The sequence below is a fragment of the Stenotrophomonas sp. YJH_SMC_33 genome (genome assembly GCF_059372295.1).
The window spans coordinates 23452-47147 of record NZ_JCAFVJ010000008.1 but is presented as its reverse complement, the minus strand read 5'-3'; the positions used below and the strand labels follow the sequence as shown (position 1 = coordinate 47147).

The window sequence follows — 23696 nt, the reverse complement described above, 5'->3', positions numbered from 1 at the left end:
GGGGGCAGCCGAGCATGGGCTCGGCTCTACAGGGCACTGCCCATGGGATTGCCCGGGCAGACGCACTATCATGTGCACACTGCCAAGGAGGACCCCGATGAGCGTGGCACCCCGACAGACAAGCGCCCTGGCCGTGGTCAGCCTGGTCATGGGCATCGCCAGCTGGACCGTCCTGCCCTTCGTGGCCAGCATCGTGGCCATCATCACCGGCCACATGGCCCGCGCCGAAATCCGGCGCCGCCCGCTTGAACTGGAAGGCGATGGCATGGCCGTTACCGGCCTTGTGCTGGGCTGGGTCATGGTCGGCGCCGTGCTTGCCGCCATCCTGGTCTTCATCCTGTTCTTCGGCGGCCTGGCATGGCTGGCGGCAGTGTCGAAGTGACGCCATGACTGCCTCCGACAGCACTGAACGCTTCAGCAGCCGCGTCGCCGACTACGTCCGCTACCGGCCCGATTACCCGCCCGCCCTGTTGGAGTGGCTGCATGGCCCGATGGGCGTCAGCCACGAGGCCGTGGTCGCCGACATCGGCGCCGGCACCGGTATTTCCAGTCGCCTGTTCCTGGCCAGCGGCCATCCAGTAGTCGCGGTTGAACCCAACGCCGCCATGCGGGGCGCGGCCGAGGAATGGCTGGCACCGCAGTACCCGCAGTTCCGTGCGGTGGACGGCCGCGCCGAGGCCACCACACTGGACGATGCCAGCATCGATCTGGTCAGCGTCGCGCAGGCCTTCCACTGGTTCGACACCGTGGCGGTGCGCGCCGAGTGGCAGCGCATCCTGCGCCCGGGTGGCCTGGCACTGATCTACTGGAACTCGCGCCTGCTCGATGCCAGCCCGTTCCTGGTCGGCTACGAGCAGCTGCTGCTGGACTACGGCACCGACTACACCGCCGTTGCCGAGCGCTACCAGGACGACGCCACCATGCAGGCCTGGTTCGGCCCCGGTCTGCGCGGCATGGTGGAGCTGCCGAACGTGCAACATCTGGATTTCGACGCCCTGCGCGGGCGCCTGCTCTCCTCCTCCTACGCCCCGCAAGCCGGTCATCCGCGCCATGCGCCGATGATCGCCGCCCTGCAGGACCTGTTCGCCGCCCACGCGGTCGACGGCCAGGTTGCTTTTGAATATCGAACCCGAGCCTTCCTTGGCACGCTGGACTGAACCGACGCATGTATTCGCTTGCCCGCCCCTTCCTGTTCTCGCTCGACGCCGAGCGCGCCCACGGCCTCGGCCTGTCCGCACTGGACCTGGCCTATCGCACCGGCACCACGCCGCTGCTGGCCGCACGCATCGCGCCGATGCCGAGCACCGTGTTCGGGCTGACCTTCCCCAATCCGGTCGGCCTGGCCGCCGGCCTGGACAAGAATGGCGAGCACATCGATGCATTGTTCGCGCTGGGTTTCGGCTTCGTCGAGATCGGCACCATCACCCCGCGTCCGCAGGCCGGCAATCCGCAGCCGCGCCTGTTCCGCCTGCCGGCGCACAACGCAATCATCAACCGCATGGGCTTCAACAATGCGGGCGTGGACGCGCTGGTGCGCAACGTCGAACGCGCGCGCAACCGTCGCGGCCTGCTCGGCATCAACATCGGCAAGAACAAGGACACCCCCAACGAACAGGCGGTGGACGATTACATCGCCTGCCTGGACAAGGTCTATCCGCTGGCCGACTACATCACCGTCAACATCTCCTCGCCCAACACCGCCGGCCTGCGTGAGCTGCAGGAAGAAACCGCGCTGCGCCAACTGGTCAGCCAGCTGCGTGACCGCCAGGAAGCCCTGGCCGCGCAGCATGGTCGCCGCGTGCCGATGCTGGTGAAGGTGGCACCGGACCTGAGCGAGCGCGACATCGATGCCGCCGCCCGCGTGCTCGGCGAGCTGCAGGTGGACGGCGTGATCGCCACCAATACCACCATCGACCACAGCAAGGTGGCCGGCGATCCGCTGGCCAACGAAGCCGGCGGCCTGTCCGGCGCGCCGGTGCTGGAGCAGTCCACGCTGGTACTGCGCCGCCTGCGTTCGCGCCTGCCCGAATCGGTCCCGCTGGTCGGCGTCGGCGGCATCCTGTCCGGTGCCGATGCGGTGGCCAAGATGGCCGCAGGCGCGGCGCTGGTGCAGTGCTACAGCGGCTTGATCTTCCGTGGCCCGGCGTTGGTCTCTGAATGCGTGGAGGCGATCCGTCGCCGCCGCGAAGCGCCGAGCCGCGGCGCGGTGGCCCCACTGTGAGCGCGCCCATGGATACCGTCGACGGCAACGCCCCGCTGCGCTGGACGCTCACCCGCAATGCGCCGCTGCAGGCGCTGAACACCTTCCACGTGCAGGCCAGCGCCACGCAGCTGCTGGAACTGCACGATGCCGCACTGCTGCCGGACGTGCTGGCGCTGCCCGAGGTGGCCAGCGGCCCGCTGCTGGTGCTGGGCAGCGGCAGCAACGTACTGATCGCCGAAGACCTGCCTGGCACCGTGCTGGTGTTCGGCAACCGGGACATCAGCTTCCTGGAGCACCGCGCCGACCATGCGGTGATCCGCGCCGGCGCTGGCGTGTCCTGGCATGGCCTGGTGATGTGGTCCCTGCAGGAAGGCCTGTCCGGCCTGGAGAACCTGGCGCTGATTCCCGGCACGGCCGGTGCCGCGCCGATCCAGAACATCGGTGCCTATGGCGCGCAGGTCGGCGAGTTCATCCAGGCCGTTGAAGCCTGGGACTGCCAGGAGCAGGCCTGGGTGCGGCTGGACAACGAACAGTGTGGCTTCGCCTACCGCGACAGCGTTTTCAAGCAGCAACCCGATCGCTACCTGATCACCGCCATCGAGCTCAGGCTGCCGCTGCTGCACGACCTGCGCATGGACTACGCCGGCATCCGTGAGGAACTGCGGGCACAGGGCGTGGAGCTGCCCAGTGCCGTGGACGTGGCCAATGCGGTGATCGCGATCCGCCGCCGCAAGCTGCCCGATCCGGATGTGCTGGGCAACGCCGGCAGCTTCTTCAAGAACCCGGTACTGCCACTGGAACAGGTGGACGTACTGCTGCAGCACTTCCCCGAGCTGCCGGTGTTCCCGGCCGAACAGGACGACAAGCGCAAGGTCTCTGCGGCCTGGATGATCGAGTCCTGCGGCTGGAAGGGCTTCCGCGAAGGCGATGCCGGCGTCGCGCCGAGCCACGCGCTGGTGCTGGTCAATTACGGCAACGCCACCGGTGCTGAGCTGCTGGCGCTGGCGCGACGCATCTCGGCCTCGGTGCTGGAAAAGTTCGGCGTGCCGATCGAACCGGAGCCCCGCCTGCTCGGCGCACAGTGGTGAACACCCCCGCCCTCTCCCCCAGCGCCACCCCGATGCGGGCGGCGCTGCTGATGCTCGGCAGCACGATGGCATTCGGCCTGATGGCCGTCGCCATCCGCTACGCCACCCGGTACGTACCAACCCAGGAAGTGGCGTTCTTTCGCAATGCCTTTGGCCTGCTCGCGTTGCTGCCGATGCTGCTGCGCCCCGGCCATGCACCACTGAAAACGCAGCAGCTGCCGCGTTATTTCGTGCGCAGTGCGATTGGCCTGGGTTCGATGCTGTGCGCATTCTGGGCACTGGGCCATCTGCCACTGGCGCAGGCGGTTTCCCTCTCGTACTCCACGCCGTTGTTCGTCACCATCGCCGCCGTGCTGTGGCTGGGCGAGACCGTGCGTGTACGCCGCTGGGCTGCGGTGGTGGTTGGATTCATCGGTGTGCTGGTGATCGTGCGCCCCGGTACCGCCGGCTTCACCGCGGGCAGCCTGGTAGCGGTGGCAGCCGCCGTGCTCAGCTCATTGGTGGCGATCCAGATCAAGCAGCTGACCCGTGTCGACAGCGCTGACACCGTGGTGCTCTACACCTACGTGTTCTGGGTGCCGCTGTCGCTGGTCCCGGCACTGTTCGTCTGGGTCTGGCCCTCCGGCATGGCGTGGCTGTGGCTGCTGGCCACCGGCGTGCTCGGCACCGTCGGCCAGCTGTTGTGGACCCGCGCGCTACGGCTGGGCGAAGTCTCCGCCCTGACCCCGATCAGCTTCCTGCAGCTGCCACTGGTAACGCTGTTCGGCTGGCTGCTGTTCAACGAAACGGTGGACCGCTGGACGATCATCGGTGCCGGCATCATCCTCGCCGCCAACGCCTACATCGCCCACCGCGAAGCCGTGCTGTCACGCCGCGCTGCAAGCGCGGCGGCCTCTGCAGCGGCCAAGCCCGCCGAGTAGATCCACGCCACACGTGGATGACGCTGCACTCCTCTGTAGAGCCGAGCCTACGCTCGGCTGCTCTTCGCGCCTCCACCGTTGACTGAGCGCGCAGGGTTCATCCACGCATGGCGTGGATCTACAGTGCGCGATACACCCGCTCCGCCGCATCGAACACATTGCCCGGCGCGAACTGCTCGCCCAGATAGTGCAACGACTGCCGGCGCAACTGCGGCGAACGCTCCTCGCCATCGCTGCCCAACAGCACCTGCTGGAACTCGATCAGGTCCTGCAGGATGCGCCAATGCCGGTACCAGGCGATCCAGCGCGGATCGCCGCGGTCGCTGCCGTAGCCCTCCTCGAAGCCCAGCGGATTCTCGCGCCCCCAGCGCCCACCAACCGCCGCACCAATGAACATCAGGTCGCGCTCGCGCGGGGCCAGCGAAAGGCCGTCCCAATCGATCAGGTGCAGGCCCCCGTCATTGCCCATCAGCAGGTTGCCGGCATGCAGGTCGGTGTGACACAGATGCAGATCTACCGGTACGTCCTGCAATGCCACGAGCAGCTCCCGTGCCTGCGCATGCAGCGCCGCGATGCGCGCATGCTGCTGGTCCCATACCGAAACAAATGCGCGGCCCAGCCCGTCCTTCGCGGCCGCCAGGCCTTCGCCGGCCAGCCATTGACCGACCGTCTCCAGCGCCGCGGTTTCCAGCCGTACGATCGGCAGCGCCTGCTGCAGTTGCGCTGGCAGTTGCGCGCCGTGCAGGCGCCGCAGTACCTCGCCCAACCGCTTCCACTGCGTGCGGCTCAACGCCGCCTCGAATCCGGACTGCCCTTCCACATAAGGGAACAGGGTGAACTGCAGCCCCCACCGCTGTACCGATGCGCCGCCGGTCAATGCTGGCCACGGCGCAACGATCTCATCGATACCCAGCGTGCCGCGCAGCCAATGCAGGCTGTCCCACACCGCTGGGGCGACCTGGTAGGTGCGGCATTTCAACCACCACTGCCCGTGCCGCGCATCGACGCGATACACGCTGGCATTGGCGTCGGCACCCACCGGGCGTGGCACCACGGCGGTGGCAGTGATGCCATAGGATTGTTGCAGGACTTCGCCGAGATGCTGCGCCGAAGCGAATGACATGGATGCAAGCGGAAAGTATTGCCTGCTGCCACTATCGCAGATGCATCCGCCGCGACACAGACATGTCCGTCACAACATCAGCTCGCCGCGACCAGAGAACTAGCCTGCGATGCGTCGCATCACCATCTCCAGGGGGCCGCGTGCGAACTGCCACGACCACAGCCAGGCCGCGCCGGTCGCCAGCATCAGGAACAGCATCGCCCACAGCAGCACCGATGCGAGCGACGCGCTGCCATCGAGCAGGCCCAAGCTTTCCAGCGTGCCCATGCCCAGCAGGATGTGGCCCACGTACAGGGTCAGGGTCATGCGTCCGGCCGCGATGAACGGCTCCAGCCAGTCCCCGGGTTGCACACGCGTCAGCCACAGGCAGGCGGCAATGACACTGCAGGCCGCACCCGCACCCGTGAGCACATAAGCCGGTCCCGGCGGCATCGGCTGCGTTCCCAGCCACACCTGCCAAGGCGTTCCCTGCGCAAGCTGCTGCACGCCATGGCCGGCCGCGATCAGCAGCAGCCCCAGCACCAGCAATGCTCGCTGCACCCGCGGTTGCGACAGCTGAAGGCGTGCCAGCAGCATCCCCAGCAGGAAGAAGCACAGCCACGGCAGCAGCGGATGGAAGCCGTTGAACAACAGGTTGCGGGCCGCGCCCGGCCATTGCCACAGGTCGGCGTATTCCAGCGTCTGCCAGTTCCATCCCTGGCTGTAGTCCCAGCGCAGCAACGCCCAGAACGAACACGCCGCCAGGCCCACGATGCTGGCCAGCAACACCCGCGGCGACGCACGCAGCCACACCACCGCCAACGCGAAATACACCGCGTAGTAGTGCAGGATATCGGCCGGGAACAGAGTCAGGTTGAGCAGGCCCAGCACCATCAGGAACAGCGCGCGCCTCCAGGTCTGCACGCTGGCCGGCCACCACCCCTGCCGCTGCGTGGCCAGCACCAGGCCAAGACCGGCCAGAGTGACGAACGTCGCCGAGGCTTTGCCTTCCAGCAGATGGAAGAACCCTGCCAACCAACTCTCACCCTCTGCCGGCACGGCCATCGCCAGGCGGAAGTTGACCAGCACCATGCCGGCCAGGGCCAGGTAGCGCGCCAGATCAAGGCCGTGCAATCGCCGGTCAACGGCACTCATGCGCGTGCCCCGAGCAGCAGCGCGAGCAGGCCAAGATCCAGCGAGGCCTCATCGATGCCATCGGCTTCGCCCAGCCCCCGACGCAGCGCATCGCTTTCAATGGCATCCAGCAGCACCTGCGCCTGCAATGCCGGGGCCAGCACGGGACGCCGACGTTCGCGCCGTGCCACCTGCTGCAGGGCTTCGGCCAGGGTCGCCTGCAATTGCCTGCGATTGGCCGCAAATGCCTCGGCCACGGCCGGATTGCGTGCGCTCTCGGCCAGCACTTCGACGGCAAGCGTCGCCCATTCCGGCTGGCGGCACAGTGCGTGGAAGTCCTGAAGGAAACTCAGTACCTGTGCGCGCTCGCCTTCGGACGCGGCCAGTCGACGCAGCAACGGTGCCAGTTCTTCGCTCTCGGCCACTGCCACTGCAAGGATGATCGCTTCCTTGCCCGGGAAGTGGTTGTAGAGGTTGCCCAGGCTGACGCCAGCCGCCTGCGCGATGTCACGCATGCTGGTCTGGTGGAATCCCTTGGCGAGGAAGCACCGCAGGGCCGCCTGCAGGATCAGGGTCACGCGCTGCTCGTTGCGGTCGATTCGGCTCATGCCACAATCATGAACGAACGTTCGTCCATTTTGTAGATGTCGACCTGGCCACCATCGGACTCCGTTCAGCCGGCCTTGACCTCAACTGCGGTTGAGGCCCGATGCTGCGCGACCTGTTCCATGCCCAACCCGGAGTTCCTGCATGCCACGGATGATCACCACCCTGCTCGACAGCCGCGTGCTGTGGTTCCTCGCCCGGCTGCTGCTGGCCGTGGTGTTCCTGTCCTCGGGCCTGGCCAAGCTGCTGGCGTGGGACAACAGCGTGGCCGAAATGCAGGCCGCCGGGCTGCAGCCGCCTGTGCTGTTCAACCTCGCCAGCGCGGTGGTGCTGCTGGGCGGCGTACTGTGCCTGCTGCTAGATCGCCTGCTCTGGCTGGGCAGCGGCGCGCTGGCAGTGTTCATGCTGCTGACCATCGCCGTCGTGCATACCTTCTGGACCAAGCATGGCGCGGAACAGCAGCTGGCCCTGTTCTTCGCGCTGGAACACTTGAGCGTGGTCGGTGGCCTGATCTGCGCGGCCATCGCCAGCCATGCGCGGGCTCAAAAGAACTCGTCGAGCAACCGGTAGAACGCCAGCCGACGCTCGTCGGCCAACGCGCCGTAGCGCTGGAACAACGGCGCCACCCAACGCGTGTCGCCGAAGTTGTGGACCAGGCTGCGCGCGGCCAGCGCCAGGTCCTGGTAGCGGTCCGCCACGCCCAGCCGCCCACAGTCGATGAACCCGCTGAAACGCCCCTCGGCCACCATCAGATTCGGAAGGCAGGCATCGCCATGGCAGATCACCAGATCTTCATGATCGGGACGGGTGCTGCACAGTTCAGCGAAGACCTGCTGTGGACTCTGGCCCAGGCGCTCATCATCGAAATCATCGGCATCCACCAGGCTCGCTTCGACGCGGGCCTGCGCGGCCTCCAGGCGCGAGGCCAGTCGCTGGTCGAACGGGCAGGCTGCCACCGGCAACGCATGCAGCCCGCGCAGCGCGTCGGCCAGCAGTTCCACCAACTGCTGCGGCGCGAGTTCCGGCGACGAAGCCAGGTCGCGGCCGGGCAGCGCGCTCATCAGCAACCAGCGCCGGCCCGCTTCTTCGGCGGTGGCAATTACCGTTGGCGCCGGTTGTCCCTGTTCCTGCAGCCAGCGCAGGCGCGCGATCTCATCGCCCAGCTCACTGAAGGCGTCGATCACTTCCGACTTCAGGAAGGCGTCAGCCTGCCCGGGACGATGCACCCGCGCGACATCCGCACGAGACACGCCGATCGACTGCCGCTCGATGTGCGCATCGGCCAACGCTTCCTGCCACGCCCGCGGCAGCGGCAGGCCATCAGTGAAGGGATCGGGTGCTCCCATGTCGGGATGCTCCTGTTGCTGGGGACCCTACGGATTCTCGCCGATCCCGAAGCACACCGCCCAGCAGAGCGCGCAATGGAAGGAAGCTACATGAAATTGATGGTCATCGGCGCCAGCAGGGGCCTCGGTCGGGCGTTCGTGGAAGGCCTGTGCAGTGCGGGCGACACCGTCATCGGCGTTTCGCGCAGCCGTCCGCGCGATCTTGAATGCCCCGAGGGCGTCACCCTGCAGTGGATCGAAGCCGATCTGTCCCAACCCACCCTGGCTGCCAATCACATCGCAGCGCAGGCACCGGCCGATCTGGATGTGCTGATCCACAACCTGGGCATCTGGGAAGAGACCGCCTTCAGCGACGAGTACGCCTTCCTCGACGAGAGCGATGCCGCGCTCACCCAACTGGTCGACGTCAACATCACCGCCACCTTGGTGCTGCTGCAGCGCCTGCTGCCGCGAGTGCTCGGCGCACCACGCCCACAGCTGGTGCTGACCGGATCAACCTCGGCACTGCCGCGCAGTGGCCGCCCGGAAGTGGCGTTCGGCGCGTCCAAGTTCGCACTCAACGGCATCGCCGATGCACTGCGCGAGGGCTTCCGCGATCGCCGTCTGGCGGTGACCAGCCTGCAGCTGGGCTACCTCAACACCGACGATGCACTGTCGGTGCCGGTTGCAGAGGCCGCAGCGCGCGGCGACGGCGAATTAGTGCCCGTGCATGACGTCGTTGCGATGGTGCGCGCGTTGCTGCAGTTGTCACCGTCCGGCTTCGTGCGCGAACTGGTGCTGCCGGCCATCGCCGACCCGCGCTACTGACTGCAGAGGCCTCGGCCCGGGGCCCTTGGTGGCCGCTCGGGCGCCTGTGGTTTACCCTGCTCCTCACTGGCCGTCGGTCACAGGCGGGAACCTGCTATGGATGCGCTTTCACGGGTCTCGGCCCAGGTCCTGGACAGCGGCCTGCCCAGCCTGCCGCTGTACCTGCTGCAGGCCACGGCGGTGATCGGCATGATCGGCGTGCTGCTGATCGCCACCCGTCGCGCTGGCCATGCCATTGAAGGCCGCCGCCTGTACGTGGGCGTGGCGCTGGGCCTGATCTACCTGTTCAACGCCTGGTTCGTAGCCCGCTACACCCAGGGCGTGGTCAAGCTGCACCTCGGCTTCGACATCCTGCTGGTCAGCGGACTGCTCGGCGGCTGGCGCGGCGGCCTGGCCTGCCTGGGTGCCAGCCTGCTGGCCCGCTACCAGTTCGCCGGCACCCAGTATTTTCTGCCGGCCGGCCTCGAGGCCACGCTGCAGATGCTGGCAGGCGTCTGGCTGCGCAGGCGCCTGCACCCGCGCATGCTCAATGAACTCTCGCTGCGCATGATCCTGCAGGCCTGGGGCGTGCGTATCGTCGTCACTGCGTTGGGCCTGGCACTGGGCGTCGCAATCATCGGCGCCAATCAGCTACCCGTGGAGGAGTTGGCAATCCAGCGCCTGCTGGCACTGCCGCTGTCACTGCTGATGCTGGGCGCGGTGTTCGCACTGGTCTACAACGATGCGCAGATCGATGCACAGCGTCAGCGCGAACACGCCTGGCTGCGCATCGATCCGATCAGCGGCCTGCCCAACATGCGTGCGCTGGGCGAACGTCTGCAGCAGTACTGGCGAGACAACGACGGCCTCGGCAAGGCCTGCCTGATCGTGGCCGAGATGGGCAACCTGCGCGATCTGCGCCTGCGCTACGGTCCGCTGCAGGAAAGCGGCCTGTGGCAGCGCGACAGCACCGAAGAAGTACATCGGCTGCTGCCATCGCTGCCGACCGGGCAACTGGACATCTACCAGTTCGGCGATGCCGCGCTGGCGATCCTGGTGCGCGACCTGTCCTTGTCCGAACTACGTACGCAACCGCAGATCACCGAGCTGGCCAGCAACCTGGCCGAACGGGTGGGCCGCGATTGGCCGGGTTTCCGCCCGTTGTTCCGTTGCGCGGTAGTCGAACTCAAGCCCCCCACCGATACACACGACGGTCACCTGCCGTTCCGGGCGATCACCCTGACGATGAGTGCGATCGAATCGGGCGTCGTGTTCTTCGACGACCCGATCCAGCGCGACAGCGAGATCGACGCCCTGATCGAAGTCGCTCTCGAACGCTGGCTGCAGCAGGGCGATGCACCGCTGTGCTACCAGCCCAAGCATCGCCTGCAGGACCGCCAGTTGGTCGGCGCCGAAGCGCTGCTGCGCATGCGCGATGGCGAAGGCCGGCCGATTGCACCGATGCGGGTGATCTCGCTGCTGCGCCGGCAGGGCCGGCTGGCAGACCTGGAATGGGCCACACTGCAGTCGGCGGTGCACTTCCTGCAGCACTTCCGGCAGGACGGCGCGGCGCTGACCATCGCAGTCAATGTGTCAGCCGAATCCCTGCGCCTGCCCGACTTCGGCCTGCGCCTGCAGGAGCTGCTACAACTGCATGACATCCCCGGTCCGATGCTGCGCCTGGAGATCGTCGAATGGACCGAAATCGTCGAGCGCGACGTGGTCGATGCCAACATCACGCAGCTGCTGGCAGCCGGGGTCACCCTGTCGCTGGATGATTTCGGCGCCGGCTATTCAACCCTGATCCTGCTTTCGCAGCTGGCCATCGCCGAGGTCAAGATCGAGCAGGCACTGATCGCCACGCTGTCCGACGCCAAGTCACAGTCGATCGTGCGCTTCATCGTCGAGGTCGCGCACCGCTGCGGCGCGATCGTGGTGGCCGAAGGTACCGAAACCCTGGCGCAGGAGCAGAAGCTGCGAGCCCTGGGCGTGGATGTCGGCCAGGGCTATCTGTACTCGGCGGCGCTGCCGGCCGACGAGTTCCGTCGCTTCGCCGCCAGCTAGACCGCGTAGAAGCCCAGGAACATCGCAACCGCCGATTCGGCCACGCGCGCACGTTCCTGCGCGGTCAGCGGTGGCTGCCCCATCGTGACCTGCGGCCAGAACGCAAAGCTCTTCACCAGGCCGTGCAACTGGTGGCCGGCAAAGTCCGGATCCACCTCGCGCAGGCGGCCATCGGCAATTGCTGCGCGGATCCAGGCACTCTCGCCACTTTCCTTCTCGCCCATGCGGCAGACGATGGCCTGCGCCCGCTCCGGTGAGTGGATGACCTCGGCCATCGCCACCCGTGCCAGGTCGATGAAGTTGGCATCGCTGAGAAGTTCCAGCTTCTGGCCCAGCAACTGCAGCAGCTGCGCCTGCAACGGCTGGTCCGCGCGATACGGCAGTGCGTCGCTGGCCACGCTGCGTTCCCACAGCTCCTCCAGGATCATCGAGAACAGCGCTTCCTTGCTCGGGAAGTGGTTGTAGACGGTGCGCTTGGAGACCCCGGCCACCTCGGCGATGCGGTCCATGCTGGTCGCCTCGTAGCCCGATGCACGGAACTCCTCCACCGCCGCGCGCACGATAGCCTCGCGTTTGCGGTCGGTCAGGCGTTGCGGGGCACGGGGCATGGCAGAAACCGGATAACTGAACGGATGCGCACATTTTACACCGTACAGTGTACTTTTGAAAAACACGAAACTACACTGTGCAGTGTACTCAGCGGACGTCACCCATGAAGCGCCTGCTCCTTGTCCTCCTGCTTGGAATCCTCGCTGTGACCGCCTACACCTTCTGCAAGTCCTGGTCCCTCCCCGACTTCCCCGATTCGCCGCAGTACCGTGATGGCAAGTTCCGCAATGCCCTGCCCCGTCCGGCGATGGGCCTGCGCGACGGTGCGGAGATCTGGTGGACGTTCCTGTTCAACAAGCCCAAGGGCACCGTCCCGGCCCACCCCATTCCGGTGCAGCCGCTGGACCGCGCCACGCTGGACGCCGCGCCGGACCGCAGCCTGTTCCGGCTGGGGCACTCCACGATCCTGCTGAAGCTGCGTGGCCAGTACTGGCTGACCGATCCGGTGTTCTCCGAGCGCGCCTCGCCGGTGCAGTGGATGGGCCCGGCCCGCTTCCATGCGCCACCGATCAGCATCGACGCGCTGCCGCCGATAGCCGGTGTGATCCTCTCGCACAACCACTATGACCATCTCGACCATGCCGCGGTAATGCAGCTGGCCGGCAAGACCGCGCGCTTCATCGCCCCGCTCGGCGTCGGCGATCAGCTGATTGCCTGGGGTGTGGACGCCAGCAAGGTCGAACAGCTGGACTGGTGGCAATCGACCGAGGCCAGCGGCCTGCGCCTGACCGCCACCCCGGGCCAGCACTTCTCCGGCCGCGGCCTGGGCGACAGCGACCGCAGCCTGTGGGCGTCGTGGGTGATCCAGGACGGTGACTTCCGCATCTTCTTCAGCGGCGACACCGGCTACTTCGACGGCTTCAAGGCCATCGGCGAAAAGTATGGCCCGTTCGACCTGACCATGATCGAGACCGGTGCCTATGATCCGCGCTGGCCGTTCGTGCACATGCAGCCGGAACAGACGCTCCAGGCGCACCTGGACCTGCGCGGCAAGTGGCTGCTGCCGATCCACAACGGCACCTTCGATCTGGCCCTGCACGCATGGCAGCAGCCGTTCGAGCGGATCACCGCCTTGGCCGCGGCGAAGAACGTGCCGGTGGCCACGCCGATGATGGGCGAAGCGCTGGACATGCAGGCGCCGCAGGCGGGCACGCGCTGGTGGGAGACGGTGGAGTTGTAGCGTGCGGTGCGCTTGACCTGCCGGAAACCATGTAGAGCCGAGCCATGCTCGGCTGCGTCAACCACAGAAGCGGCCTGCGACGCTGCAGTGCGTCATGTAACCGATTACATCCCTTGCTAGCGTAGCGCTCGCCCGATACCGGCCGAACCTGCGAGGCTGTACGTAATGACATTGCGCGCCGAACGCTCCAAGGTTGCCCGCTCAGCCATTCCGTGGCTTACTGCCGCCACCCTGATACTGGCCGCCCTCGCCGCCGCCGCACAGGCACAGCCCCTTCCCCCGCGCAGCCAATGGCAGGCCAGCAGTTCCTCGCAGCAGGTGCCGGCGATGGCGATCAGCCACCTGATCGACGGCGACCCGAAGACCGTCACCGGCGGCGCCTTCAGCCCCGGCCACTGGTTCCAGATCGATCTGGGCACGCCAACCCTGCTGGCTGGCGCACGACTCACCTGGGATGTCTCCAACCCGGAAGGCTATTCACTGCAGACCTCAATGGATGGTACGCAGTGGCAGACCGCGTACACGATGGCCGATTCACTGGGCGATGTGGAAACGCTGTACTTCGCGCCGCGGCAGGCGCGCTATCTACGACTGGCCAGTCCGCAGCGCACCTCCGACTGGGGTGTGTCGATCTTCGAGATGGAGCCGCTGGACAGCACGCTCAGCGCACGCATCGCCGATGTCGATGCAACACAGGCAGCCGCGCTCTGGCAAGGCGGCGGCACCATTGCGGTTCCGACCGGAAAAGGTGGATCCCATGCGCTCGAGATCACGCTGCCGCAGGCTCAATCCACGGCTGGCCTGGTGGTCGACTGGGCCGATGGCGCGCGCGGCGCTGCACGACTGCAGGCGCAGGATGCACAGGGCCGCTGGCAGGACGTCGCACACGATGCACAGGCGGCCAATCATCGGCAAAGCTGGCTGGCTGCTGACACGGCACAACCCCTGCGTGCGTTCCGGCTGAGCGTGGACGGCCCCGCACCGCAGGTCGCGCGACTGCGCCTGCTCGGGCCAAAGGCGGTAATGACGCCGATGAAGCGATACCAGATCACCGCCAGCGGCGCTCAGCGCGCATTGTTCCCGGCATCGCTGCAGATGCAGCAGACCTACTGGACCGCCGTCGGTGTGCACGCAGGACGACAGAAATCGATCTTCGACGAATACGGCAATCTGGAAGCCTTCAAGGGCGCGCCGCTGGTGCAGCCGATCTGGCGTGGCGCTGACGGGCGTGCCGCTGGCGCGGCAGGACAGCCGATACAGCACGCGTTGCGGGATGGCTGGAAGCCGATGCCCTCCGCCACCTGGTCACCGCAGCCCGGCCTGGAGCTGCGCAGCGAGGTTTTCGCCATCGAGCGCGACGGCCAGCCGGTAACGTTCTTGCGGCATCGCCTGCACAACACGGGCAGCGCCAGGATCGAAGGCACGCTCAGCCTGGTCGTGCGCCCGATGCAGATGAATCCGCCGTGGCAGAACGGCGGGCTGTCACCGATCCGCGATGTGACCATCGATGGGCAGGCGGTGCGCATCAATGGACGCACGCTGCTGCAGTCGCTCACGCCGGTGGCTGCGTCCGGCGCGGCGCCGTTTGGCAGGGATGGCGCAACGGAAATCACCGCGACCCTCGCTGCCGGCCAGCTGCCCTCCACGCAACAGGCGCGCGACGACGAGGGTCTTGCCTCGGCTGCGTTGAACTACCGCGTATCACTGGCACCGGGGGCCAGCGATGCCATCGTGGTCGCGTTCCCGCTGGGTACTACCGCCGCCGATACCAAGGGCGCACTGACCGAAGCGCCTGCGCTCGATCTGGCCACGCTGCCCCGCGATGCCAATGCGGCGTTCGATTCCCTGGCCACGCAGGCCTCCGCGGACTGGCAGGCACGGCTGGGCCAGGTCGGCCTGCGCCTGCCCGATCCCTCACTGGTCGACATGCTGCGTGCGCAGGCCGCCTACATGCTGATCAACCAGACCGGCCCGGCCATGCAGCCCGGCCCGCGCAACTACAACCGCTCCTTCATCCGCGACGGCATGGCCACCTCGGCGGTGCTGCTGCGCATGGGTGAAGCCAAGGTCGCGCGCGACTATCTGGGCTGGTACAGCGAACACGGCGTGCATGCCAACGGCCTGGTCTCGCCGATCCTCAACGACGATGGCAGCGTCAACACCGGTTTCGGTTCGGATATCGAGTACGACAGCCAGGGCCAGTACGTGGCGCTGGTGGCCGATGTCGCGCGCCTCGATGGCGGACCCGAATCGGTACGTGCCTATCTGCCGAAAGTGAAGGCAGCGCTGCGCTTCCTGCAGGAACTGCGCGAACGCACGCTGGCGCCCGGCTACAAGGCCGACCAGCCAGCGCCGGAGCGCTTCGCGGGCATTCTTGCGCCGTCGATCAGCCATGAGGGTTATCCGTCTCCCACCCACAGCTACTGGGACGACTATTGGGGCCTGAAGGGCTGGCACGACGGCGCGTGGCTGGCCGAATCGCTGGGCGACCACGAGACCGCAGTGTGGGCACGCGAACAGTACAAACTGCTTTACGACGCGCTGCACGCCTCGATCCGGGCGACGATGGCGTGGAAGGGCATCGACTTCATTCCCTCCTCGGCCGACCTGGGCGATGGCGATCCCACCGGCGTATCGATCGCGCTGGACCCCACCGGGGCGCAGAGCGTACTGCCCGCAGAAGCCTTGCGTACCACCTTCGCCCGCTATCTCGATGACGTGCGCAAGCGCAGCCAGCCCGGTGCGCTGTATGCCTACACGCCGTACGAGATCCGCAACGTGCTGAGCTATGTGCACCTGGGCCAGCCGCAGGTGGCCGATGAGCTGCTGCAGGGGCTTCTGCATGATCGGCGCCCGCTTGAGTGGCAGGTGCTGGCTGAGGTCGTGCACTCACGCCTACGTTTTCCGCGTTACCTGGGCGACATGCCGCATACCTGGATTGGTGCCGAGTACGGCCGCACGCTGTTCGGCATGCTGATGCGCGAAGACGATGATGCCCTCTCACTGCTGCCGGGCACGCCACCGTCTTGGGTGGCTGGCGATGGGTTGGCGGTCGAACGCCTGCCGACAGCGTATGGCACGTTGCAGATGCAGGCGCGGCAGCGCGACGGGGTGCTGACGGTGGCGCTTGGTGAGGGGCTGCGCAGCGGGACGACGGTGAAGGTCTGGTGGCCGGAGCGCACCATGCCGAAGACCGTGCGTGTGGATGGGCGTAGCGTTTCCGACTTCGATGCCGAGGGTGTGCGGTTGTCGAAACCGTTCCGGACACTGGAGGCGCGTTGGTAAAGCAGCCGAGCATGGCTCGGCTCTACAAAAGCGGAAGTCGCGCCGGGCCACGCCCGGTGTCATTGCAACGTTGGCAACCCCGGCGGATTGGTCTGCGACTGTGGCACGGCTTCCTCGGCCACATTCCAGCGTGCCAGCGCCTGCGCGTAGGTGCCGCTGCCGATCTGGGTGTTCAGCGCCTGCGTCACCGCGTCGGCCAGGCCGCTGCCCTTGCGCGTGGTCACCGAGATCGCTGCGGCATTCGGCCAGCCGCCAGGGAACAGGCCCACGCGCCGCACCTTGCCGTCGCGCGCCGAATAGGCGCCGGTAGCATTGGGCTCGAACGATACATCGGCGCGGCCGGTGATCACCGCCAATCGGCCGACCACCGCGTCATCGAAGTACTGGTATTCCACGGGCTTCAATCCCGCCGCGATGTTCTGCTGGTCCCACTGGCGCAGGATCTGGTCCTGGTTGGTGCTGGCACCGACCACCACCTTCAGCCCGGCCACATCGGCGGGCTTTTCGATTTTCTGGATGGGCCCGTCGCTGCGCGTGTAGATGCCCAGCAGGTCGTAACGGTAGCTGGAGAAATCGAACTTCTTCTTGCGTTCCTCGGTGACCGTCACGTTCGACAGCACCGCATCGTACTTGCCTGACTCCAGCCCCAGCGGCCAGTCGGCCCAGGCCACCGGCACGATCACCAGCTTCAGGCCCAAAGCATCCGCGATCAGCCGCGCGATGTCCGGTTCGATGCCGACCACGCCCTTGCTGTCGGCGCCGTAGTCGGCCAGCGGTAGCTGCCCCGGGTGGGTCGCCACGGTGAATGCGCCCGGCGTGACGAAGCGGTAGCCCGCAGGAATCAAGGCCTGCGCCTTCGGGTCGAGCGTGCCCTTCAGCACGGCGGTGTTGGTGCCGGCCAGGCTGGCCGCGGCCACAGCGGCAGCCTCCGGGGCCTGGCGCGCGCGCGAGTAGACGATGCCGGCGATGCCGATGACCAGCACGCCCACGATCAACAGGGTGCTGCGCGAGGGACGACGCGGTACTGCAGGGCTCATGATGTTCCTTCCGGGGTTACAGGGTCTTGGCCAGGAAATCGGCGGTGCGTTGCTGGCGCGGGCGCTCGAACAGGGCCTCCGGCGTGCCCTGCTCGATCACCCGCCCCTGGTCCATCATCACCACGTGGTCGGCCACGCGGCGGGCGAAGCTCAGCTCATGGGTGACGATCACCAGCGTGGTACCCGAACGGGCCAGTTCCTCGATCACGCTCAGCACCTCCGCCACCAGTTCCGGGTCCAGCGCCGACGTGGGTTCGTCAAACAGCAGCACCTTCGGCTGCAGCGCCAGCGCGCGGGCAATCGCGATGCGCTGCTGCTGGCCACCGGACAGCTGGCGCGGGAACGCATCGGCCTTGTCGGCCAGGCCGACCCGCTCCAGCAGCGTGCGCGCCTGCCGCTCGGCCTGCGCACGCGGCACGCCGCGCACCGCGATTGGCGCCTCGATGATGTTCTCCAATGCGGTCAGGTGCGGGAACAGGTTGAAGCCCTGGAACACCATGCCCACCTCGGCACGCCGACGGCGGATCTCGCGCTCGGGAAGTTCGTACAACGTGTCACCCTCGCGGCGGTAACCGATCAGCTGGCCGCCGACGGTCACGTAACCACTGTCCGCGCGTTCCAGGTGGTTGATCAACCGCAGCAGCGTGGATTTCCCGGCACCGGACGGGCCGATCAGCACCGTCACGCTGCCGGCGCGCAGGTCCAGGTTCACGTCTTCCAGCACCGGCTGATCGCCGAACACCTTGCCCACGCCATGCAGCGATACCGCCGCACCCTCGCCCGCTTCGACCTGGGTGGCGATGCGCGGGCGGTTGGCCACGCGCGGCGCAGCATCACTGGATGTCCGCACCGGTGACGACACCCGCGACACCGAGCGCTCGCGCTGCAGCTGGCCGCGCGCGAAGCGCTGTTCCACGCGCCGCTGCAGCAGCGACAACACGGTCAGGATCACCAGGTACCAGACCGTGGCCACCATCAGCAGCGGCACCACTTCCAGGTTGCGCCGATAGATCACCTGCACGGTGTAGAACAGCTCAGGCAGCGCCAGCACATAGACCACCGAGGTGCTCTTGGCCAGGCCGATCACATCGTTGAACGCGGCCGGCAGGATCGAGCGCATTGCCTGCGGCAGGATGATGCGGCGCACCTGGCGGACCCGCGGCAGGCCAAGCGCGGCCGAGGCCTCGTATTGGCCGTGGTCGACCGAAAGAATGCCACCGCGGATCACCTCGGCCGAGAACGCTGCCTGGTTCAGGGTCAGGCCCAGCACCGCGGCGGTGAACACACCGATCAGCTGTGTCGTCGGGTACGAGAACAGGCTGATGCCGGTGAACGGCACGCCCAGTTCGATGGTGCTGTACAGGTAGCCCAGGTTGTTCAGCAACAACAACAGCACCAGCAACGGGATCGAACGGAACAACCACACATAGCCCCACGACACCGCCGACAGCAGCGGCGAACCAGAGACGCGTGCCAGCGCGAGCAGCGTACCCAGCGCGAAACCGAGGCCGGTGCCAAGCGCGGTCAGCAGCAGCGTGCGACCCAGGCCTTCCAGCACCGGGCGTGCGAAGAACCACTCGGCAAAAGTGCCCCAGCCCCAGCGCGGATTGCCCAGCACGGACTGCAGCCCGATCAGGATCAGCGCCAGCGCCAGCACCGTGCCGAACACCTGCAGCGGATGCCGGGCCGGCACGATCTTCAGTGCCGGTCCGGGCGCCGGACGAGCGGCGATGCCCTCCAGCGCGGTCGACGGTGTGCTCATGCGTGGGCTCCGTGCAGCAGTGCCTGTGCAGCGGTAACGACAGGCGTCGTCGCCCGCAGGTGCTTTTCGAACGGCAGATGCGCAACGGTTTCCGGGTCGGCCTCCAGATCGAACAACGCGGTGTAGCCGTGGCTCAGGTACAGGCCAACAGCTTCCGGCTGGCGGAAGCCGGTCGTCAGGAACACCCTCCGGTACCCTTGCCGCGCCGCCTGCTCTTCCAGCTCCTGCAGCACGCGCCGCGCAATGCCCTGGCGACGCAGCCCGGGCAGTGTCCAGATGCGCTTGAATTCGGCGGTATCCGGATCGCGGTGCGGCATGAACGCACCGCCGGAAATCGCCACCCCGTCGCGCAGCAGCAGCACGAACGCCCCTACCGGTGCGGCGAAGGCCTGCGCCGGGTAGCGCTGCAGCTCCTCGCGGGCGCTGCCGCCGATGCGGCGACGCACGTCGGCGTAGCGACTGTCGTATTCCTGCTCCAGGCCGTCGAACAACGGCCGCGCCAGCGGGTCATCGACCGAGGTATAGAGGAAGCGTTCGTCGTGGCTCATGTCGCGTCCTTCACCAGGTAATCTTCGGCCAGTCGCGCCCACAGGCTGGCGGCGGGGGCAATGGCCGCGTCGTTGAACACATAGCGCGGGCTATGCAGCGGAGCGCTGTCACCGTTACCCACGAACACGAAGCTGCCCGGTCGTGCCTGCAGCAGGAAGGCGAAATCCTCGCTGGCCGTGCGCGGTGCGAAGTCGGGCACCACCTGTGCGGCGCCGAAGCCCTGCACGGCCACCTCGCGGATGTAGGCGGTCTGCTGCGGATGGTTGATCACACTGGGGAAGCCGCGCGGGAATTCGATCTCGGCGCGCGCACCGAACGCGGCGGCGGTCTGTTCGGCAATCTCGGTGACCCGGCGCCGCAGGGTATCGCGCACCTCCGGTAGATAGGCGCGCACGGTCAGCTTCAGCTCGACCACGTCCGGAATCACGTTGGCGGCCTGCCCGCCGTGGATCGAACCGACGGTCACCACCCCCATCTGCCGCGGATCGACATTGCGCGACACCACGCTCTGCAGCGCGGCGACGATGTGCGCCGCCGCCAGGATCGGGTCGACGCTGCCCTGCGGTTCGGCACCATGTCCGCCCTTGCCGATCACCTTCAGCCGCGCCCAGTCCACCGATGCCATCGCCGGACCATCGACGAAGCCGAAGTGGCCGACCGGTACGCCGGGCCAGTTGTGCAGCCCATAGATCGCATCCACCGGGAAGCGCTCGAACAGGCCGTCGGCAATCATCTTCGATGCACCCGAGCCGGTTTCCTCGGCTGGCTGGAACACCAACTGCAAGGTCCCGTCGATATTGCCGTGATGGGCCAGGTAATGCGCCGCAGACAGCAGGATGGCGGTGTGACCATCATGACCGCAGGCATGCATCAGGCCGTCGGTCTGGCTGGCGTAGGCCAGCCCCGAGTCTTCGTGGATCGGCAAGGCATCGATGTCCGCACGCAGCCCCAGCCGACGGCCGCCCTGCCCACGCTGCAACGTGCCGACCACGCCGGTGCCGCCGAGACCGGTGGTCACCTCATAGCCCCATTGCTGCAGCAACTCGGCCACACGGGCGCTGGTGCGGTGCTCCTCGAAGGCCAGCTCCGGGTGGCGGTGCAGGTCATGGCGGATCGCGATGGCGGCCTCGGCGCGTGCTGCAATTTCCGGCAGCACGCCGATGGACGCGGAATCCAGCCGGGCATGGCCCGGCGCTACCGAGTTCTCTCCGCTCATCGCCCTACCCCGCCTTCCGCGCCGGCTCGGCGTCGGTCGAATAGCGGCTGGCCTTGTACGGCAGGCCCAGATGCTCGCGCAGGGTCTGTCCTTCCAGCTCGCGCTGGTGGTAGCCGCGCGCCTGCAGGATCGGCAGCACCTGGGTCACGAAATCGTCCAGGCCTTCGCGCTGCGCGGCGAATCCAAGAATGAAACCGTCGCTGGCACCGGCGTCGAACCAGCGGATCAGCTCATCGGCCACGTGCTCCGGCGTGCCGATGAAGTTTGGTCGCGGGCTCACCGCTTCCAACGCCACCTGGCGCAGGCTCAGGCCCTTCTCACGCGCATCCTGCTTGATGCGGTCGGTGGTGGAACGGAACGAATTGCTGCCGATGTCACCCAGCTCCGGGAACGGTGCATCCGGGTCGTACTGGCTGAAGTCGTGGTGATCGAAGAAGCGCCCCAGGTACGCCAGTGCATCCTCCAGCGTGGCCAACGCGGCAATCGCCTGGTACTTGGCCTCGGCCTCCTCGGCAGTGCGGCCGACGATGGGGCCGATGCCCGGGAAGATCTTCACGTCATTGCCGCTGCGGCCGTGGGCGATCGCCGAGTTCTTCACCTTCTGGGTGAACGCGCGGGTTTCTTCCAGCGACGGCGAATGGGTGAACACCGCATCGGCGTACTTCCCGGCCAGCGCGATGCCATCATCGGAAGAACCCGCCTGGAAAATCACCGGCTGGCCCTGTGGCGAGCGCTGGATGTTGAGCGGGCCTTCCACCTGGAAGAAGCGGCCCTTGTGGTCGAGGCGGCGGAATTTCTCCGGTGCGAAGAAGGTGCCGCTGTCGCGCTCACGCACGAAGGCGTCGTCATCCCACGAATCCCACAGCCCCTGTACCACCTCCAGATATTCGTCGGCGATCTGGTAGCGCAGCGCATGCTCCGGGTGCGGCCGGCCATAGTTGCGACCCGAACCTTCCAACGGCGAGGTCACCACGTTCCAGCCAGCACGACCACCACTGAGCAGATCCAGCGAAGCGAACTGGCGGGCGACAGTGAACGGGTCGCTGTACGAGGTCGACAGCGTGCCCGCCAGGCCGATCTTCTTCGTTGCCGTGGCCAGCGCCGAGAGCAGCGAGATCGGCTCGAAGCGGTTGAGGAAGTGCGGGATGGACTTTTCGTTGATGTACAGGCCGTCGGCAACGAAGCCGAAGGCGATGCCGTTTTCCTCGGCAGTGCGCGCGATGTCGATGTAGAACTGCAGGTTGACGCTGGCATCGGCCGGGTTGGACGGATGCTTCCAGGCATGCATGTGGCTGCCGGGGCCCTGCAGCATGATGCCGAACGGAATGTGGCGCGGGGTGGTGCTCATGGGAATCGCTCCTGCAGGTCAGGCCACCGCCGCGCGCGGCGCGGGCGACAGCAGTTCAAGGGATGTCAGGCGTGCGTCGAGGTCGGCCACCGGCGCATCGAGGATGAACTCGCCCACGCCGAAACGCCGGTGCAACGCATCCAGTTCGCCGCGCACGTGCTGCGCATCACCGGACAGCACGCTGGGGCGCGTCTCCTCGATGCGGAAGTCGGCCACCCCCACCTGGTGCGCGTACTCGGCAGCTGCCTCGGCGCTGGGCAGGTTCACCGCCTGCCCGGGACCGAGGTGCAGCTTGTAGACGCGCAGCGCACCGATATGGCGCGAAGCGGCTTCCGCAGTCGGTGCGGCGAAGGCCACCGTGGCCAGCAGCGGCGGCTGCGAGGCGACGCTGCGGTAGGCGTCGAACGCGGCCTCGATGTGCTTCGGGTCACCGTCGAAGTGCGCGGCGTAGACGAAGCGCCAGCCCAGCTCGGCCGCCTGCCGTGCACTCTGCGGGCTGGCACCGAGCAGGAAGCGCTCCGGCGCCTGCTGCGGAATCGGCCGCGCCAGCACATCGGCTTCGGCGCCGGACAGATAGCCCTCAAGATCGCGCAGTTGCTGGTCGAAGTCGGCGAACGCCGGGCGCCCGGCCGCCAGCGCGGCAGTCGACGCTGGCAGGCCGCCCGGCGCCTTGCCCACGCCCAGATCCACGCGCCCTGGCGCCAACGCTGCCAGCAGGTTGAAGTTCTCCGCCACCTTGTACGGCGCGTAGTGGCGCAGCATCACCCCGCCGCTGCCGACACGGATGCGCCGGGTCTGCGCCAGCACCCACGCCGCAAGCACCTCCGGTGCGGGACTCGCCAACGTCGGCGCGGCGTGGTGCTCGGCAAACCAGTAGCGGTGATAGCCCAGCTGTTCGGCGCGCTGCGCCAGCTGCAGGCTGTTGCGCAGCGCCTGCTCCGGCGAGGCGCCTTCGGCCACCGGGCTCTTGTCCAACACGCTGATCTGATAGCTCATGGTCGCGTCCTCGCTCAGGGATGGGCCACGGGGATGCCGAGCAACCCGTTCAGCGCGGCCAGGATCGGCTCGGCACCGGAGATGTACTGGCGGTCCTGGTGCACGCCACTCGCGAGGTCACTGCGCACGCCCTGCGGCAGCACCAGCTTCGGCAGCGACTGGTCCTGCTCGCCGATCTCGGCGATCACCTCCCGGCGCGGCTGTGCGAAACCGATGCGGCGCACGTCCAGCTGCGCGTCCAGGCCGTCGATGCTCGACAGCGCACCCTCCAGCAACAGGCTGTGCCGGCAGAAGAAGCGCTGGCCGGGAATCTGTCCGTCCTCGAACTCACGGTCGAGCAGGAACAGGATGGGCTTGTCGGTTGCGTCCAGACTCACGGGGTCGTCCTCATCGGGGGGCGGCAATGCGATGCCGCTTCGATATCGATGCTAGAGATGACGGCGGTCGGCACGGCGATGCCAGGCG

The 23696-nt window shown here is 67.3% G+C and carries 22 protein-coding genes; 10 read left to right on the top strand and 12 right to left on the bottom strand.

Annotation, left to right across the window (positions count from 1 at the left end; translation table 11 throughout):
- Positions 1–97: 97 nt before the first annotated feature.
- Genes AC5P9W_RS13435 through AC5P9W_RS13415 form a run of 5 tightly spaced genes read left to right on the top strand, consistent with a single transcriptional unit; the run spans position 98 to position 4211 of the window.
- Positions 98–382, top strand: coding sequence for a DUF4190 domain-containing protein (locus tag AC5P9W_RS13435; RefSeq protein ID WP_019661363.1), 285 nt, complete (start codon positions 98–100; stop codon positions 380–382).
- 4 nt (positions 383–386) lie between these two features.
- The gene (locus tag AC5P9W_RS13430) at positions 387–1157 is read left to right on the top strand and encodes a class I SAM-dependent methyltransferase (RefSeq protein WP_180832247.1); all 771 of its coding nucleotides are present in this window, start codon (positions 387–389) and stop codon (positions 1155–1157) included.
- Positions 1158–1165: 8 nt separating this feature from the next.
- On the top strand, positions 1166–2221 hold the full coding sequence (locus tag AC5P9W_RS13425; RefSeq protein ID WP_049483210.1) for a quinone-dependent dihydroorotate dehydrogenase: 1056 nt from the start codon (positions 1166–1168) through the stop codon (positions 2219–2221).
- Between the two features lie 8 nt (positions 2222–2229).
- Positions 2230–3291 carry a UDP-N-acetylmuramate dehydrogenase gene (murB, locus tag AC5P9W_RS13420; RefSeq protein WP_180832249.1) on the top strand — a complete coding sequence of 354 codons (1062 nt, stop codon included), beginning with the start codon at positions 2230–2232 and terminating at the stop codon, positions 3289–3291.
- 32 nt (positions 3292–3323) lie between these two features.
- Positions 3324–4211 (top strand): DMT family transporter, encoded by an 888-nt coding sequence (locus AC5P9W_RS13415; RefSeq protein ID WP_019661359.1) that lies wholly within the window; start codon positions 3324–3326, stop codon positions 4209–4211.
- 118 nt (positions 4212–4329) lie between these two features.
- On the opposite strand, the gene AC5P9W_RS13410 is transcribed toward AC5P9W_RS13415, so the two are convergent.
- The 3 genes from AC5P9W_RS13410 to AC5P9W_RS13400 form a co-directional block, all read right to left on the bottom strand.
- Complete coding sequence (locus AC5P9W_RS13410) at positions 4330–5334, bottom strand: aminoglycoside phosphotransferase family protein (RefSeq protein ID WP_019661358.1); 1005 nt, start codon at positions 5332–5334, stop codon at positions 4330–4332.
- Between the two features lie 99 nt (positions 5335–5433).
- The gene (locus tag AC5P9W_RS13405) at positions 5434–6468 is read right to left on the bottom strand and encodes a DUF418 domain-containing protein (protein ID WP_111103731.1); all 1035 of its coding nucleotides are present in this window, start codon (positions 6466–6468) and stop codon (positions 5434–5436) included.
- On the bottom strand, positions 6465–7055 hold the full coding sequence (locus AC5P9W_RS13400; RefSeq protein WP_206621813.1) for a TetR/AcrR family transcriptional regulator: 591 nt from the start codon (positions 7053–7055) through the stop codon (positions 6465–6467). The genes AC5P9W_RS13405 and AC5P9W_RS13400 overlap by 4 nt, the downstream gene beginning before the upstream one ends.
- Before the next feature lie 142 nt (positions 7056–7197).
- Between AC5P9W_RS13400 and AC5P9W_RS13395 the strand changes: the two genes are divergently transcribed.
- A complete protein-coding gene (locus AC5P9W_RS13395; protein WP_188249773.1) occupies positions 7198–7623 on the top strand; it encodes a DoxX family protein in 426 nt (141 codons plus the stop codon).
- Here the strand turns inward: AC5P9W_RS13395 and AC5P9W_RS13390 are convergent.
- Positions 7596–8399, bottom strand: a complete 804-nt coding sequence (locus tag AC5P9W_RS13390; RefSeq protein ID WP_111103743.1) for an APH(3')-II family aminoglycoside O-phosphotransferase — start codon at positions 8397–8399, stop codon at positions 7596–7598. The genes AC5P9W_RS13395 and AC5P9W_RS13390 overlap by 28 nt on opposite strands.
- Positions 8400–8489: 90 nt before the next feature.
- On the opposite strand from AC5P9W_RS13390, the gene AC5P9W_RS13385 reads away from it, so the two are divergent.
- Positions 8490–9206 carry an SDR family NAD(P)-dependent oxidoreductase gene (locus tag AC5P9W_RS13385; RefSeq protein ID WP_005413133.1) on the top strand — a complete coding sequence of 239 codons (717 nt, stop codon included), beginning with the start codon at positions 8490–8492 and terminating at the stop codon, positions 9204–9206.
- 96 nt (positions 9207–9302) lie between these two features.
- The gene (locus AC5P9W_RS13380; RefSeq protein ID WP_495219313.1) at positions 9303–11249 is read left to right on the top strand and encodes an EAL domain-containing protein; all 1947 of its coding nucleotides are present in this window, start codon (positions 9303–9305) and stop codon (positions 11247–11249) included.
- Here the strand turns inward: AC5P9W_RS13380 and AC5P9W_RS13375 are convergent.
- Complete coding sequence (locus tag AC5P9W_RS13375; RefSeq protein WP_021202877.1) at positions 11246–11857, bottom strand: TetR/AcrR family transcriptional regulator; 612 nt, start codon at positions 11855–11857, stop codon at positions 11246–11248. The genes AC5P9W_RS13380 and AC5P9W_RS13375 overlap by 4 nt on opposite strands.
- A gap of 104 nt (positions 11858–11961) precedes the next feature.
- On the opposite strand from AC5P9W_RS13375, the gene AC5P9W_RS13370 reads away from it, so the two are divergent.
- Both AC5P9W_RS13370 and AC5P9W_RS13365 read left to right on the top strand, forming a co-directional pair.
- A complete protein-coding gene (locus tag AC5P9W_RS13370) occupies positions 11962–13038 on the top strand; it encodes an MBL fold metallo-hydrolase (RefSeq protein ID WP_456115607.1) in 1077 nt (358 codons plus the stop codon).
- Between the two features lie 165 nt (positions 13039–13203).
- Positions 13204–16323 (top strand): discoidin domain-containing protein, encoded by a 3120-nt coding sequence (locus AC5P9W_RS13365; protein WP_495219312.1) that lies wholly within the window; start codon positions 13204–13206, stop codon positions 16321–16323.
- A gap of 59 nt (positions 16324–16382) precedes the next feature.
- On the opposite strand, the gene AC5P9W_RS13360 is transcribed toward AC5P9W_RS13365, so the two are convergent.
- From AC5P9W_RS13360 to AC5P9W_RS13330, 7 genes are read right to left on the bottom strand one after another with little or no spacing between them, the layout of a single operon-like run.
- Positions 16383–17360, bottom strand: coding sequence for an ABC transporter substrate-binding protein (locus AC5P9W_RS13360; RefSeq protein ID WP_111103763.1), 978 nt, complete (start codon positions 17358–17360; stop codon positions 16383–16385).
- Between the two features lie 16 nt (positions 17361–17376).
- The gene (locus AC5P9W_RS13355; RefSeq protein WP_456115605.1) at positions 17377–19122 is read right to left on the bottom strand and encodes an amino acid ABC transporter permease/ATP-binding protein; all 1746 of its coding nucleotides are present in this window, start codon (positions 19120–19122) and stop codon (positions 17377–17379) included.
- A complete protein-coding gene (locus AC5P9W_RS13350; protein ID WP_021202883.1) occupies positions 19119–19670 on the bottom strand; it encodes a GNAT family N-acetyltransferase in 552 nt (183 codons plus the stop codon). The genes AC5P9W_RS13355 and AC5P9W_RS13350 overlap by 4 nt, the downstream gene beginning before the upstream one ends.
- Positions 19667–20887 carry a M20 aminoacylase family protein gene (locus AC5P9W_RS13345; RefSeq protein WP_456115604.1) on the bottom strand — a complete coding sequence of 407 codons (1221 nt, stop codon included), beginning with the start codon at positions 20885–20887 and terminating at the stop codon, positions 19667–19669. Before AC5P9W_RS13345 ends, AC5P9W_RS13350 begins: the two co-directional genes overlap by 4 nt.
- A 4-nt stretch (positions 20888–20891) precedes the next feature.
- Positions 20892–22235, bottom strand: coding sequence for an LLM class flavin-dependent oxidoreductase (locus AC5P9W_RS13340; RefSeq protein ID WP_227854321.1), 1344 nt, complete (start codon positions 22233–22235; stop codon positions 20892–20894).
- 18 nt (positions 22236–22253) lie between these two features.
- Positions 22254–23231 carry an MsnO8 family LLM class oxidoreductase gene (locus tag AC5P9W_RS13335; protein ID WP_206621825.1) on the bottom strand — a complete coding sequence of 326 codons (978 nt, stop codon included), beginning with the start codon at positions 23229–23231 and terminating at the stop codon, positions 22254–22256.
- 14 nt (positions 23232–23245) lie between these two features.
- Complete coding sequence (locus AC5P9W_RS13330; protein ID WP_346474552.1) at positions 23246–23608, bottom strand: DUF3088 family protein; 363 nt, start codon at positions 23606–23608, stop codon at positions 23246–23248.
- Between the last annotated feature and the right edge of the window lie 88 nt (positions 23609–23696).